We start from the raw sequence: 13,603 nt of genomic DNA on the forward strand, positions 1-13,603 counted from the left end.
CTTCTACGTGAATTTGGCTTTTTGCTTAATGAATACCGTACTCTTTTTTTAACTCTTCTAAACAGGCAATACTTGCTTGAGCAAAAGGGCTATCTTTGGTTTGTTGTTCAGCTATCTTTAGTTCAAGGGCCTTTTTAAGTGAATTCTTATAATCAGGAACGCTGTCTTCATAGAGGTGAACCATTTTTTGAGGAATATTGGCCTGCTCTCGAAACGCAAGTGCTTTTCGCTCGTGAAAAAAAGGTACGTCCACTTGTCCTGGATTATGTAAGTCACCTTGTTCTGGGTGCTTTAACACAGCTTGAATTCGCACAACATAATGCGAATCTCGAACTTGTGTAACTTCACCGATATATTTACCGGTTTTATAAAGTGCCGTAACGGTTTGACCAATTTCGAATGTCATATTTATCAGATCTCCTTTAAATAAAGTATTTGTTAGCAACAGTATAAATCAAAAACCACTATCGTTTCTATGAAAGGATGTTATATATGATGTATTTAATGTTTTTACTTTATTTTCCGGAAGATAAAACAGAATATATTCCTGCTTTTGCTACAATGGCCCTTTTTGTCATAGCGGCAGTTGCGGTATGGCGTTTAATCATCAAGATCTCTAAGAAAGAAGAAGAAAAAACGAAGGACCTAGAAGCAAAGCTGAAAGAACAAGAAAACAAGAAATCAATGTAATGAAATGTAAGCGTTTAAAATGATATGTTGCTGGACAATCTATGGAAAGACATCTAAAACTTTCGCTAGTGCATATGCGATTGGAGGGCAACATGAAAAAACTACTACTCATTGGAACCGTGCCTTTTTTCTTGTTAACGGGGTGTATGGAAAAAGAAATATCCAATAAAGAAGTCAAAGTTTATAATGCAGATGGAGATAGCGTCGGCACAGTTAAGTTGAAAGAGCAGGCCGATGGAATTGAGTTTACGTACAACTTAAGTGGACTCCCACCTGGCGAACACGGCGTACATATTCACGAAATGGGAATTTGCAAAGCTCCTAACTTTAAAAGTTCGGGAAATCACCTTGATCCTGATAAAAAGAAACACGGACTATTAAATCCAAAAGGACCGCATTTAGGCGATATGAAAAATATTGTGGTAGAAGACGATCAGACGTATACAGGAACAGATATGGTTCCTCAAGTCACGTTAAAAGAAGGTAAGACGTCTCTAGTTAAGCGTATGGATGGATCATCCCTCGTTATTACAGAACAAGGCGATGATGGAATGACAGAGCCATCAGGTAATTCTGGCAAGCGAATCGCCTGCGGAGTCATTTCAAAAAAACACTAAAAAAAGCGTTCTTTCGTACGAAAGAACGCTTTTTTACGTTAAAGCTACTTTTAAACGGTTTAATCCTTCTTGAAGTTGTTCGTGTGAACAGCCAATGTTCAAACGGATAAAACCTTTCCCATATGTGGAGCTGTATTTTTCGCCTTTTTCTACGGCGATTTTACCTTTTTTCAATAAGCGTTCATGTAATTCTTCTTCTGATAAATGTAGCTTGTTACAGTCAATCCATAGTAAATAAGTTCCTTCTGGCTGAATGACTCGCAGTTCGGGCAAGTTCTCACTTATAAATCGCGTCACGAGATCTACATTTTTCTTCAGATACATAAGCAGTGCTTCTAACCATTCTTCACCTTCACTGTAAGCTGCCTCTAATCCAATTATTCCGAATGTGTTTAAATTAGAGAACCCTTGTTTTTGCTGTTGCTGAACATATTGTGTGCGCAGTTTCTCATTTGGAATAATAATAGCTGAAGCCTGAAGTCCTGGTATATTAAATGTTTTGCTAGGGGCCATACATGTAATGGTTCGATTGGCTGCATCTTCACTTACCATGCTGATGGGAACGTGTTTATAAGGCTGGTAAATTAGATCAGAATGGATTTCATCTGAAACGATTAATACATTGTATTTTTGGCAAAGGTCCGCAAGCTTCTTCAGTTCCTCTTTTGTCCATACGCGTCCTACTGGATTATGAGGACTGCAAAGAATCATTAATTTTACGCCTGATGCAAATTTTTTCTCTAAATCTCTAAAATCAATTTCATATTTATCTCCTTCAAGTTTTAACGGGTTTTCCACAATTTCTCGATCATTTACTTTTACCATGTCAAAAAACGGTGTGTAGACTGGAGGCTGAATTAAAACTGAATCTCCTGGTTCCGTAAACGCTTGAATAGCCATACTCAGGGCAAATACGATCCCTGGACTGTATGTAATCCATTCATGATCAATGGTCCATTGATGTTTTTTTTGTACCCAAGAGGATAAAGCATTTGCCGTAGATTCAGTAGGAGAAGTGTAGCCGAAAACACCGTGTTTGACACGCTCTTTAATGGTTTGAAGCACGTTAGGCGGCGCTTGGAAATCCATATCAGCTACCCAAAAAGGCAGAACATCTTTTGCCCCAAAAACGATATCAGTCTTATCCCACTTTACAGACTGCGTACCTGTACGATTAATTAATTGATCAAAAGAATAAGTAGACAATAAAAGTACCCCCTTTTTTAATACAATAGTTTGCTTATTTTTAATACGTTTGTCAACGAAGTGAACTTAAGAAGTAAATAAAGAAGGTGAAAAAATTGCTGAAGCACCCAAAACATATTTTTTATTAAAGTTAGCGCCTCGTATGAAATATAAGAACCCAACCCTTCATTAATGAGACAGAGCTTTTTCACCGTACAAGAAATTGGCCATATGAGATTGAACAATGTCCGGACACTCTTCTGGTAAAAGATGTCCTGTTTTCTTCAAAGATATAAAGGTAGAGTCTTTTAAATCATCTTTTAACTTACGTCCGAGATGTAGAGGAACAACTCGGTCTTCTTCTCCCCAAATGAGTAAACTTGGTTTTTTAATGTGCTGCAAATCCTTGGAGGATAGGTCTCCTTCTCGGTCCCGAATCATTCTTGTTAAAGCCATAAACGTACGGTCATCTAAAAATGGTTCAGTATAGCCATCAATCATTTCTTCGTCGATTAACTTATGATCAAACACGACATTTTGCAAGTTGCCTAGTACACCTTTGCGAGACAGCCACGTTTTTACCCACAGATAAAAGAAAGGAACATAAGAAGACATGACCAACCCATAATGTGAAGGGCCTAAATAAGCTGAGCTGCACAGAAGAACTAGTTTCGATACGCAAGAAGGCTTTAATTTTGCTACATTTAAACAAATTTGTCCGCCCATTGAGTGTCCCGATAGTACAACATCTTTCAACTTTAAATAATGGATTAGCTCGATGACGATTCTGGCTAAGTTTCTATACGAGTATTGAAAGGTCAATGATTTTTCACTTCGACCAAATGGTGGCAAATCCAGTGTGATGATAGAAAACGTATCTTCAAATAAAGGAATTAAACGCCGGAAGCTAAAACTGGATGATAAAAAGCCGTGAATAAATACAATAGCTGGTTTATCAGGGTGATAGTTATGACATTCGTAGTAAACATTGACTCCATTAAAGATACGTTGGTGGCAAGTGATTTTAGATTCAATCAATTTGTTTCACTCCATCTTTTTCTTTCTAGTCTGTCCTAATTTCCAGCAGTCTATAAAATGAAACTCAATTACCGGTATAGATTTCACATTAAAGATGTGTTTAAATTTGATATAATGGAAAAAGTGAAAAAATTTAATCACTGGAGGAGGGGAAAGCGGTGTTCTTAGAAGAAAAAGAGTTAGAAATTTTAGAAATCCTGGAAAAAAATAGCCGTATTTCAATAGATAGTATTTCAAAAATGGTGGATTTAACGTTTGAAGAGACCTCTAATATTGTTAAAAAACTAGAGAGAGAAAAGGTAATTGTACAATATTCAGCTGATATTAACTGGAGACGAGTAGATGGACACGAAGGCGTCACAGCTATGATAGATGTAAAAGTTGCACCAAAGCGAGGAGTAGGCTTTGACGAGATTGCGGAGCGAATCTATCGTTTTCAAGAAGTGAAATCTGTGTACCTAATGTCAGGAGCATATGATTTGTCTGTCATTATTGAAGAAAAATCAATGTCTGAAGTAGCCTTTTTTGTCTCTGAAAAGCTGTCTACGCTAGACTCTGTTTTATCTACAACGACTCATTTTATTATGAAAAAGTACAAGCACGATGGTACCATCTACGACCAAGGCGATGAAGATCGCAGAATCGTGGTGTCTCCGTAATGAAAGAGCGCTTGTCAGCAACTGTACAACAGCTGAAACCTTCAGGTATTCGCCGCTTTTTTGATTTAGCAGCCAGTATGGATAATGTCATCTCTCTTGGAGTAGGTGAACCTGATTTTGTCACATCTTGGGCTGTTCGAGAAGCGAGTATTTTATCGTTGGAAAGAGGATATACCTCTTATACAGCAAATGCGGGGCTTTTAGAGCTCCGCTTTGAAATTATGAAGTATATGAAAAGAAATTTTAACGTGTCATATGATTATAAAGACGATATTATTGTGACCGTGGGAGGAAGTCAGGCTTTAGACATTACAATGCGCGCTTTGATTAACCCTGAAGATGAGATTATTGTCGTAGAGCCAAACTTTGTGTCCTACAGCCCGTTAATTTCGCTAGCAGGAGGAGTTCCTGTGGCAATTGAAACAACGGCAGAGACAGAGTTTAAGCTACAGCCTAAGCAGATTGAAGAAGTCATTACAAGCAACACGAAAGCCCTTCTTTTATGCTCTCCTAATAATCCAACAGGAAGCTCACTATCTAAAGAAGAGCTACAGGCTATTGCGGATATTGTAATCAAGAATGACTTGCTTGTCATCACCGATGAAATATATGCAGAATTAACATATGATGAAGAATTTACATCCATTGCTTCTTTAGAAGGAATGAAAGAACGAACCATTATTATTTCTGGCTTTTCTAAAGGATTTGCCATGACTGGATGGCGTCTTGGGTACATATGTGCACCAACTGAGATTGCTAAAGCAATGCTAAAAATTCATCAGTATACAATGATGTGTGCGCCTACCATGGCACAATATGGAGCAATTGAAGCGTTACAAAATGGGCAGCATGACGTAGAAGAGATGAGAAAAAGCTATCGCAGAAGACGGAACTATATGGTGAAGTCATTAAATCAAATTGGCCTTGAGTGTCACTCTCCCGGAGGAGCGTTCTATGTGTTCCCTTCTATTAAGAAAACTGGATTGTCGTCGGAAGAATTTGCCGAGCAGCTTTTGCTTGAAGAGCGAGTAGCCGTGGTGCCAGGCAATGTATTTGGAAAAGGCGGGGAGGGACATATTCGCTGTTCATACGCCTCTTCAATGGAATCATTAGAAGAATCCATAAAACGGATTAGCCGTTTTGTTGAAAATAAGTTATAATAAAAAATAAGATATTATGTCATATCGTATTGACGGTTTGATATAATATCTTTTTTGCTATGATGAAATGTAGTGTTAGTTTATATTTGTGACGAAATTGGTAAATAATAAATATAGTATAACTACTTTTTGATTCAATCTATGAACTGTGCTATAATTTTAAATTGGCTATAATGGTGAAAATAATAAGGTATCTAGGAGTGTTTATATGTCAAAATTTGAAATCGGTACTGTTACAAAAGGTAAAGTAACAGGAATTCAACCATACGGTGCATTTGTTGCATTAGATGAAGAAACTCAAGGATTAGTTCATATCTCAGAAGTAAAACATGGCTTCGTTAAAGATATTAACGAACATTTATCAGTAGGAGACGAAGTAAACGTTAAAGTTTTATCTGTTGATGAGTCAACTGGTAAAATTGGTTTATCTATCCGTGCAACTGAGCCAGCTCCAGAAAAAACTGAAGCTTCTGCACCTAAAAAACCTGCTAAAAAGCGTCAAGGTCAAGCAACAGTTCACACTGAATCTACTCAAGGGTTCAACACATTAAAAGAAAAATTAGAAGAGTGGATTGAGCAATCAAACCGCGAAGATCTAATTAAGAAATAAGACAAAAAAGAAGGATAGCTTAGCTATCCTTCTTTTTTAATGTTCCGGTCTAGGTTCTGTACGCTCTACTTCAGCAGAAGGTTTAAATAATAGACCTAGGTTAATCAGTCCTGCGATTCCAACTAATCCATAAATAATGCGGGAGAAAGCAGATGTTTGACCGCCAAAGATTGCTGCTACTAAATCAAATTGAAAAAAGCCAATAAGTCCCCAGTTAATTGCTCCAATAATCGTTAATACGAGCGCAATACGTTGAATACCACTCATGATGAACCCTCCTTATTTTGTAGTTCACTTATTAGCCTGCTTTTTTTAGAGGGAAATATACATATTCAATTTTGGAAGATACAGACAAATAAACGTTCATTTGGATGGCGTGAACGTCTAGCCAACAGGGAATAATCTTTAGGAAGTCAATTTTCTTTACAATCAAAAAGTTGTTCTTCATAATGATGCATGTAATAAAGCTCGTAAGGAGGAGTTTATAATGAAGAATTTTACATTTTATAATCCTACAAAATTAATTTTTGGTAAAGGTCAATTAGAACAATTAAAAACAGAAGCAAGTCGCTTTGGTAAAAAGATATTATTAGTATACGGTGGAGGAAGCGTAAAACGCAGCGGTTTATACGATCAAGTAATGGATGTACTGAACGATATGAATGCAGAAGTACATGAGTTAGCGGGAGTAGAGCCGAACCCTCGTCTAACAACTGTTCGCAAGGGAATCGATATCTGCAAAGAAAACGGTATTGAATTTTTACTTGCAGTAGGTGGAGGAAGCGTAATAGATTGTACAAAAGCAATCGCAGCAGGCGCAAAATATGATGGCGACGTATGGGACATTATTAACCGCGACGTATTCGCAGCTGAAGCTCTTCCATTTGGAACTGTACTAACGTTAGCAGCAACAGGTTCAGAAATGAATGCTGGCTCTGTTATTACAAATTGGGAAACACAAGAAAAATACGGTTGGGGCAGTCCGGCAACATTCCCTCAATTCTCTATTTTAGATCCAGTTAATACATTTACTGTACCAAAAAATCAAACAGTTTATGGTATGGTGGACATGATGAGCCACGTATTTGAACAATATTTCCATGATACAACAAATACGCCGCTTCAAGACCGCATGTGTGAAGGCGTACTGCAAACGGTTATTGAAACGGGACCAAAATTATTAAATGACCTAGAGAACTACGAGTTACGTGAAACAATTTTATACAACGGTACAATCGCATTAAACGGTATGTTACAAATGGGACATCAAGGCGATTGGGCAACTCATAATATTGAGCATGCCGTATCAGCTGTGTATGATATTCCACATGCAGGTGGATTGGCAATTTTATTCCCAAACTGGATGAAACACGTAATCGATGAAAACGTAGATCGCTTCAAGCAAGTAGCTGTACGCGTATTTAACGTAGATACAGAAGGCAAGACAGATAAAGAAGTAGCACTTGAAGGTGTGGATAAGCTTCGTGAATTCTGGTCAAGCCTAGGTGCACCAACCCGCTTAGCTGATTATGATATTGGTGAAGACAAATTAGATCTTATGGCTGATCGTGCAATGGCTAAAGGTGAGTTTGGTAAATTCAAAAAATTAAACAGAGAAGATGTACTAGCAATCCTGCGCGCTTCTTTATAATGTTCTCGATAAAAAACGCCGTGCAACTGCACGGCGTTTTTTCTATTCATGATGAGTAAGCTTTTTTTGCTGGTTTGTTTTCAAATCGTCACGAACGGTCTTATCTGAAAGAGGAACTCCGCTATAGTAAGCAGCTCTTCCTAGTAAATGCCCACCAATAGGAGAGGTAATAAACACAAATACAATCGCTAAAATTAACCGTGCGCTAATGTGTCCAGTGTCAATCCAAAAATAGAGTAAGCAGCCCACTAATATAAACATAATGCCTAAGGTAGCGCTTTTAGATGCAGCGTGACTTCTTGTGTACGTATCAGGCAAGCGAATAAGCCCAATCATAGTCACAACTGTTAAAAGAGACCCTATTAGTACCAAAGCTCCTACAATGACTTCACTGATCACGTTCATATTCAATCACTTCTCCTTTCTCTAAAAACTTAGAAAAAGCAACGGTGCCTACAAAGGCTATGATGCCTAGCAGTAAAATTACTTCGAAAAAAGCCTGAGTTCGAAAAATAATAGAGATGATGGCCGTGATGGCAATGGTGTTAATACCAATAGCATCAAGGGCCATTGCTCGATCGGCAGTTGACGGACCTTTTACAACTCGATAAACAAACCCAATAGTTGAAGCAGAAATGAGAATGAGAGAAATATTTAGAAAAATATCGAGCATTTAACGACTCACCTCCATAATAGCTTTTTCGAATGTTTGCTGAATACCTGTAATAATGTCATCAATATCGTCTGTATTGATTGCATGAATATAGATAGTAGAATTATCATCTGACACATCCATCACCAATGTGCCTGGCGTTAGCGTAATTAAAAGAGAAAGAATGGTAATTTCCCATTCACTTTCCAGTCGGGTTGGCATTGCAAAGATGGCTGGTTGAATATTTAATTTAGGACGCAATACGTCTTTAGTAACTGCAATATTGGCTTTGAATAATTCCTTTATAAAAATAAGCAGCAGTTTAATAATCGCATACACTTTATGCAAGTAAAAACGTCTGTCGAAAAAACGGCGGAAAACAAACAGCAGTACCGCTCCCCAGAAAAAACCTATAATAAAAGAAGGAAGCGTCCACATCCCTCTTAAAAACATCCATGTAAATGCAATGATAACGTTTAATAATAATTGAAATGACATGCAGATCTACTCCTTTAGCACCGATTGGATATAAAGTGAAGGATCCATAAGTGTTTGAGCAGCTCTTGACACATAAGGAATAACAGCTTCTGCACCTAGTCCTAAAAAGACAGAAACAGCAAGTAAGATAGCCGATGGGTATAGTGTGCCTTTAAGCGATACGTTTTCCTGCTTAGAAGAAAGCTTAGGCTCACCCCAAAAGCAGCTCATGAAAATCTTAATAGCAGAATACAAAACGAACAGGCTTGAAAATAGTAAAACCGCTACAAACGTGTAGCTCTCTGATTCTAAGCCTCCTTGAACTAAAAGGAATTTTCCAATAAAGCCGCTTAGGGGAGGAATTCCTGCCAGCGAAATAGTAGCAATAAAAAACATCCAGCCAAGCAGCGGATAATCTTTAATTAACCCCCCCATTTTCTTTAATTTTGTTGTTCCGGTTATTCGAATGATGCTTCCCGCAAGAAAGAATAGAGCTGCTTTAATAATCATGTCATGAATTAAATAATAAATGGCTCCTTCAAAACCCGTTTTTGTTGTTAAAGTCACGCCGTAGACAATGACTCCCACAGCAATAATAATGTTATAAATCAAAATTTTATTAATATCCGAATAAGCAATAGCACCTACTGCACCAATCACGATAGTTAAAAGCGCAACGCAGCCGATAATTGGATGAGTGAATTCGGGATGGTGATAAAACATTAAAGTGAAAGTCCTGAAAATAGAATAAACCCCCACTTTTGTTAGCAATGCACCAAACAATCCGATAATAACGGGAGGAGGTGCACTGTATGAACCTGGAAGCCAAAAGTACATTGGAAATAAAGCTGCTTTTAATGCAAATACAATAAATAAAAGCATACCAATGGTTGTTAAAATTCCCGGCTGGTTAACCTCAGCAATTCGTTGTGAAAGGTCCGCCATGTTGAGAGTTCCTGTTACGGCGTACAAATATGCAACAGCAATTACAAACAAAGCGGATGAAATTACGTTAACCAATATATATTTAAGAGACTCTCGAAGCTGTGCTTTTGTACCGCCAATTACAATAAGAGCGTACGAAGACATAAGCATGACTTCAAAAAAGACAAATAAGTTAAAAATATCACCTGTTAAGAAGGCGCCAAATACGCCTACTAATAAAAACTGCACAAACGAATAAAAGTAAAAACGTTCACGTCTTTCGCCAATTGTATGAAAAGCAAAAAGAACGCAGCATAGTGTTACGATACTAGCAGTAAGTACGAGAAGGGAAGCGAGCATGTCCGCTACTAGAATAATTCCAAAAGGGGGTTTCCAGTTCCCAAGCTCGTGAGTTAAAATACCGTTTGATTGAACCAATCCTACTAAATAGGTGGCAAAAGCAGTGGTCGCGATTAATGATAAAACACTGATTATCCTTTGAAGTTTAATATTGTCTTTAAAAAAAATGAGCACAACACCTACAACAAACGGGATAAGCAGTGGGATGATTACAAAATTATTCGTCATGTTCATTTCCCCTTAACTTGTCCATGTCGTCTGTTCCGAGTTCTTGATAAGCCCTGTAGGCTAGTACAAGGAAAAAAGAAGTAACGCCAAAGCTTATGACAATGGCAGTTAAAATTAATGCTTGAGGTAAAGGATCTGTATAAGAAGAAGCCTTTTCTCCTAGAAGGGGAACGCTTCCCCCTTTTAATCCGCCCATCGTTAAAATTAACAGATGAACACCATGGCTTAATAAGCCTGTTCCAATAATAATTCGCAGTAAACTGCGGGATAACGTGAGATAGACAGCGGCAGTGAATAGAATTCCCGCCACTATGGACATTAATATTTCCACTATTCACTCTCTCCAATCGTTTGAATAATGGTCATCGTAACACCAACAACTACTAGATATACACCCAAATCAAATAGTACGACTGTAGCTAAAGATGTTTTCCCTAGAAGAGGAAGGTTAAAGTAGCTGTACGTGTGAGTTAGAAATGGAACTTTAAAGATAAATGACCCTAGACCTGTTAAAATAGCCAGCAGAAGCCCTGAAGCCGCAACTTGCTTATAGTCAAATGGAATGACTTTCGACACAGTTTTTATATCGAAAGCGAGCAGTAGTAATACAAGGGCAGCTGAAGTAGTAAGTCCCCCAACAAACCCTCCTCCAGGTGTATAATGACCTGCAAAGAAGAGATGAATGGCAAAAATGATAATAATGAACGTGACTACTTTCGCGGTTGTTTGTAGTATCAAATCATTTTTTTTCATTCTTCTTCCTCCTTTGTTAACCGAAGACGAATCATGCCATAGATAGCAAGGGCTGCTATACAAAGTACGGTAATTTCAAATAATGTATCAAATCCGCGGAAGTCAACAAGGATAACGTTCACCATGTTTTCGCCGCCTGCTTTTTCATAACTGTTTTCAATAAAGTAATGTGAAATGGATTCAAATAGTTTCGTACTGTTTGCTGATATGCCAAGCAATGTAACGGTCGTTCCTACAAGAAGTGCAACAAGCAAGTTTGGCAGTTGAAACTTCACCCTCACTTTTCGCTTCCGAAACTCCGGCAAGTAGTAGAAACATAGTAAAAACAGTGAGACTGATACAGTTTCAATAACTAATTGAGTCAAAGCTAAGTCAGGAGCGCGGAATAATACGAAAAATAAAGAGAGCGTATACCCTACAACTCCCAGCGAAATAATTGCTGTGAGACGTGACTTTGCCAATAAAGTTGTAATAGTAGCCGCGACCATTACAACTGCTAGTATGGTTTCGTAAACGCCGATAGAAGCTGTATCTTTTAGATCAATCGCAAAGGCATTTTGAGAAAAGAGCGTTGCGAGAATTAAAATGCCTATAAATGTAAAGGTGATCAAAAGATAGTCTCTAATAAATCCTGTCATTAACGTTTTCATGATACGTGTTGAGACTTTTTCCATCCCTTTAATGCCGTAATTATAGCCGTTGTTAAGCGTTAAAGAAGAAGGAAATCGTGTATAAATGTTTGACCACTTTTGAAGAGTCATAAATAACAAAATACCAAATGTGATGACCCCTAGCGTCATAAATAATTCTGGCGTAAAGCCGTGCCAAAATTTAATGTGCACTTGATATTCTTTACCTTCAGCTAGCAGGCTAGGTGCAATAGAGGTCATTGTTGGCTCAATAAGGGTTGATTCTAATAAATTAGGAGCAAAGCCAAAAATAACAACCAGTGATGCCAAAATAACAGGTGAAATAAGCATGCCTACTGGTGCCTCATGGGGCTGCTTCTCTAACTTTTCCGGCTGATATTTGCCTGTAAAGGTTTTAAAGACAAGTATCATACTATAGACGAATGTGAAAATACTCCCGATCCACGCGATGATAGGAAGCAAAATTCCCCACGCCTGCATGCTATACATATCCAATTTTGTCACGTTTACCATACCTGTAAAAAACATCTCTTTACTTAAAAATCCGTTAAAGGGAGGAAGACCTGCCATTGAAAATCCCCCGATGATGGCAATGGTAAATGTCACAGGCATGAAGCTCATTAGCCCGCCTAACTTTCTAATGTCACGCGTACCTGTTTCATGATCGACGATGCCTACTACCATAAACAAACTGCCTTTGAAGGTAGCGTGGTTAATCAAATGGAAAACGGCTGCAGTAAGAGCTACTAAGTAGATATTATCGTCTAAAAAATCATAGTGAATGGCTGCGCTGCCTACTCCTATAAGCGACATAATCATCCCGAGCTGACTAATCGTTGAAAAGGCTAAAATTCCTTTTAAGTCTTGTTGCTTTACTGCTGAAAATGAGCCCCAGAACAGCGTGATTAGTCCTACAATTGAAATAACAAAAAACCAAGTGGCGCTTATAGCAAAAACCGGGCTGAGTCTTGCTAAAAGATAAATTCCCGCTTTTACCATTGTAGCTGAATGAAGGTATGCACTCACTGGGGTTGGAGCTTCCATTGCATCTGGCAGCCAAATATGAAAAGGAAACTGAGCAGATTTTGTAAAGGCCCCTAATAAAATGAGGACTAGAGCTGGAATGAATAGATGACTTGATGTCACCACATCTACGTTTGGGATAATTTCGCGTATGCTGAAAGTACCTGTCATGACGTATAAAAGCACAATTCCTGCTAGTAGGGAAAGTCCTCCGAACACGGTAATGAGCATAGATTTTAAGGCTCCGTATTGAGATTTCTCTCGTTTGTACCAATAACCAATCAATAAAAAAGATGAAAGGCTTGTTAATTCCCAAAAGCTATAAAGGTTCATTAAATTGTCTGATAATACAACTCCTAGCATAGAACCCATAAAAAGAAGCAAATAGACATAAAACGAATGCAGCGCTTCTTTTGTCTTAGAAAGATAATAAATGGAGTAAAGAATAACGAGTGTCCCAATCCCGGTGATTAGCAGAGAAAATAGAAGGCCAAGTCCATCCACATAAGCATCAAAGTTAATGCCCAGACTAGGTATCCATTTCATTGAATGTAGGTATGTTTGCCCCTTAGAAACACCACTAATATATTGTGTGAAATAAATGAACAACACAAGTGGAAGAGGTAAAACGAACCACCCTGTATGAATGCGCTGGAATTTCCTATACAGAAGCGGGACAAAAAAGGCTAATAAAAAAGGCGATAAAATCACCAAGTGTAACCACGACAAAAGACAAACCTCCTTGTGATATTCAATTCTGTAACCGATTATATAATAATTTAATTATGCCTGCACCCATGCTAATTCTTAGTATCAGCGGAATTTTCAAGGCTTATTAAATAAATAGAAACTCGTCACAAAATCCATAAAAAAAACACAAAAAATTTTTTTAGATGCATAAAAATCATTCGAAATTGCCACTCTAA

At 37.9% G+C, this 13,603-nt stretch carries 17 protein-coding genes; 6 read left to right on the plus strand and 11 right to left on the minus strand.

Annotation, left to right across the window (positions count from 1 at the left end; genetic code table 11):
* Positions 1-25 precede the first annotated feature (25 nt).
* A complete protein-coding gene (locus ACLHDF_RS12805; RefSeq protein WP_413919431.1) occupies positions 26-412 on the minus strand; it encodes a kinase-associated lipoprotein B in 387 nt (128 codons plus the stop codon).
* Between the two features lie 80 nt (positions 413-492).
* Here ACLHDF_RS12805 and ACLHDF_RS12810 point away from each other — a divergent pair, with 80 nt between their 5' ends.
* Both ACLHDF_RS12810 and ACLHDF_RS12815 read left to right on the plus strand, forming a co-directional pair.
* Entirely contained in the window at positions 493-690 is a 198-nt protein-coding gene (locus ACLHDF_RS12810) for a hypothetical protein (protein WP_413919173.1), read from the plus strand.
* A gap of 92 nt (positions 691-782) precedes the next feature.
* On the plus strand, positions 783-1,307 hold the full coding sequence (locus tag ACLHDF_RS12815; protein WP_413919174.1) for a superoxide dismutase family protein: 525 nt from the start codon (positions 783-785) through the stop codon (positions 1,305-1,307).
* A 33-nt stretch (positions 1,308-1,340) separates the two neighbouring features.
* Here ACLHDF_RS12815 and ACLHDF_RS12820 read toward each other — a convergent pair whose 3' ends face one another.
* Both ACLHDF_RS12820 and ACLHDF_RS12825 read right to left on the minus strand, forming a co-directional pair.
* The gene (locus ACLHDF_RS12820; RefSeq protein ID WP_413919175.1) at positions 1,341-2,513 is read right to left on the minus strand and encodes a MalY/PatB family protein; all 1,173 of its coding nucleotides are present in this window, start codon (positions 2,511-2,513) and stop codon (positions 1,341-1,343) included.
* A gap of 168 nt (positions 2,514-2,681) precedes the next feature.
* The gene (locus ACLHDF_RS12825; protein WP_413919176.1) at positions 2,682-3,530 is read right to left on the minus strand and encodes an alpha/beta fold hydrolase; all 849 of its coding nucleotides are present in this window, start codon (positions 3,528-3,530) and stop codon (positions 2,682-2,684) included.
* A 158-nt stretch (positions 3,531-3,688) separates the two neighbouring features.
* Between ACLHDF_RS12825 and ACLHDF_RS12830 the strand changes: the two genes are divergently transcribed.
* The 3 genes from ACLHDF_RS12830 to yugI all read left to right on the plus strand — a co-directional run bounded on the left by ACLHDF_RS12830 (position 3,689) and on the right by yugI (position 5,959).
* Positions 3,689-4,189 carry an Lrp/AsnC family transcriptional regulator gene (locus ACLHDF_RS12830; RefSeq protein WP_013059601.1) on the plus strand — a complete coding sequence of 167 codons (501 nt, stop codon included), beginning with the start codon at positions 3,689-3,691 and terminating at the stop codon, positions 4,187-4,189.
* On the plus strand, positions 4,189-5,349 hold the full coding sequence (locus tag ACLHDF_RS12835) for an aminotransferase (RefSeq protein WP_413919177.1): 1,161 nt from the start codon (positions 4,189-4,191) through the stop codon (positions 5,347-5,349). The genes ACLHDF_RS12830 and ACLHDF_RS12835 overlap by 1 nt, the downstream gene beginning before the upstream one ends.
* Positions 5,350-5,557: 208 nt before the next feature.
* A complete protein-coding gene (yugI, locus tag ACLHDF_RS12840) occupies positions 5,558-5,959 on the plus strand; it encodes a S1 domain-containing post-transcriptional regulator GSP13 (RefSeq protein ID WP_413919178.1) in 402 nt (133 codons plus the stop codon).
* A gap of 36 nt (positions 5,960-5,995) precedes the next feature.
* Here the strand turns inward: yugI and ACLHDF_RS12845 are convergent, their stop codons facing one another.
* On the minus strand, positions 5,996-6,226 hold the full coding sequence (locus ACLHDF_RS12845; RefSeq protein ID WP_413919179.1) for a DUF378 domain-containing protein: 231 nt from the start codon (positions 6,224-6,226) through the stop codon (positions 5,996-5,998).
* A 220-nt stretch (positions 6,227-6,446) separates the two neighbouring features.
* Between ACLHDF_RS12845 and ACLHDF_RS12850 the strand changes: the two genes are divergently transcribed.
* The gene (locus ACLHDF_RS12850; protein ID WP_413919180.1) at positions 6,447-7,610 is read left to right on the plus strand and encodes an iron-containing alcohol dehydrogenase; all 1,164 of its coding nucleotides are present in this window, start codon (positions 6,447-6,449) and stop codon (positions 7,608-7,610) included.
* Between the two features lie 42 nt (positions 7,611-7,652).
* Here ACLHDF_RS12850 and mnhG read toward each other — a convergent pair whose 3' ends face one another.
* From mnhG to ACLHDF_RS12885, 7 genes are read right to left on the minus strand one after another with little or no spacing between them, the layout of a single operon-like run.
* Positions 7,653-8,015 carry a monovalent cation/H(+) antiporter subunit G gene (mnhG, locus tag ACLHDF_RS12855; protein ID WP_413919181.1) on the minus strand — a complete coding sequence of 121 codons (363 nt, stop codon included), beginning with the start codon at positions 8,013-8,015 and terminating at the stop codon, positions 7,653-7,655.
* On the minus strand, positions 7,999-8,283 hold the full coding sequence (locus tag ACLHDF_RS12860; protein WP_413919182.1) for a Na(+)/H(+) antiporter subunit F1: 285 nt from the start codon (positions 8,281-8,283) through the stop codon (positions 7,999-8,001). The genes mnhG and ACLHDF_RS12860 overlap by 17 nt, the downstream gene beginning before the upstream one ends.
* Positions 8,284-8,760, minus strand: coding sequence for a Na+/H+ antiporter subunit E (locus tag ACLHDF_RS12865; protein ID WP_413919183.1), 477 nt, complete (start codon positions 8,758-8,760; stop codon positions 8,284-8,286).
* 6 nt (positions 8,761-8,766) lie between these two features.
* Positions 8,767-10,251: a Na+/H+ antiporter subunit D gene (locus ACLHDF_RS12870; RefSeq protein ID WP_413919184.1), complete on the minus strand. Its 1,485-nt coding sequence runs from the start codon at positions 10,249-10,251 to the stop codon at positions 8,767-8,769.
* The gene (locus ACLHDF_RS12875; RefSeq protein ID WP_413919185.1) at positions 10,241-10,582 is read right to left on the minus strand and encodes a Na(+)/H(+) antiporter subunit C; all 342 of its coding nucleotides are present in this window, start codon (positions 10,580-10,582) and stop codon (positions 10,241-10,243) included. Before ACLHDF_RS12875 ends, ACLHDF_RS12870 begins: the two co-directional genes overlap by 11 nt.
* A complete protein-coding gene (locus ACLHDF_RS12880; protein ID WP_413919186.1) occupies positions 10,582-11,004 on the minus strand; it encodes a Na(+)/H(+) antiporter subunit B in 423 nt (140 codons plus the stop codon). Before ACLHDF_RS12880 ends, ACLHDF_RS12875 begins: the two co-directional genes overlap by 1 nt.
* The gene (locus ACLHDF_RS12885; RefSeq protein ID WP_413919187.1) at positions 11,001-13,406 is read right to left on the minus strand and encodes a Na+/H+ antiporter subunit A; all 2,406 of its coding nucleotides are present in this window, start codon (positions 13,404-13,406) and stop codon (positions 11,001-11,003) included. The genes ACLHDF_RS12880 and ACLHDF_RS12885 overlap by 4 nt, the downstream gene beginning before the upstream one ends.
* Between the last annotated feature and the right edge of the window lie 197 nt (positions 13,407-13,603).

The sequence above is a fragment of the Priestia megaterium genome (assembly GCF_046599315.1).
GTDB classification, from domain to species: domain Bacteria; phylum Bacillota; class Bacilli; order Bacillales; family Bacillaceae_H; genus Priestia; species Priestia megaterium_F.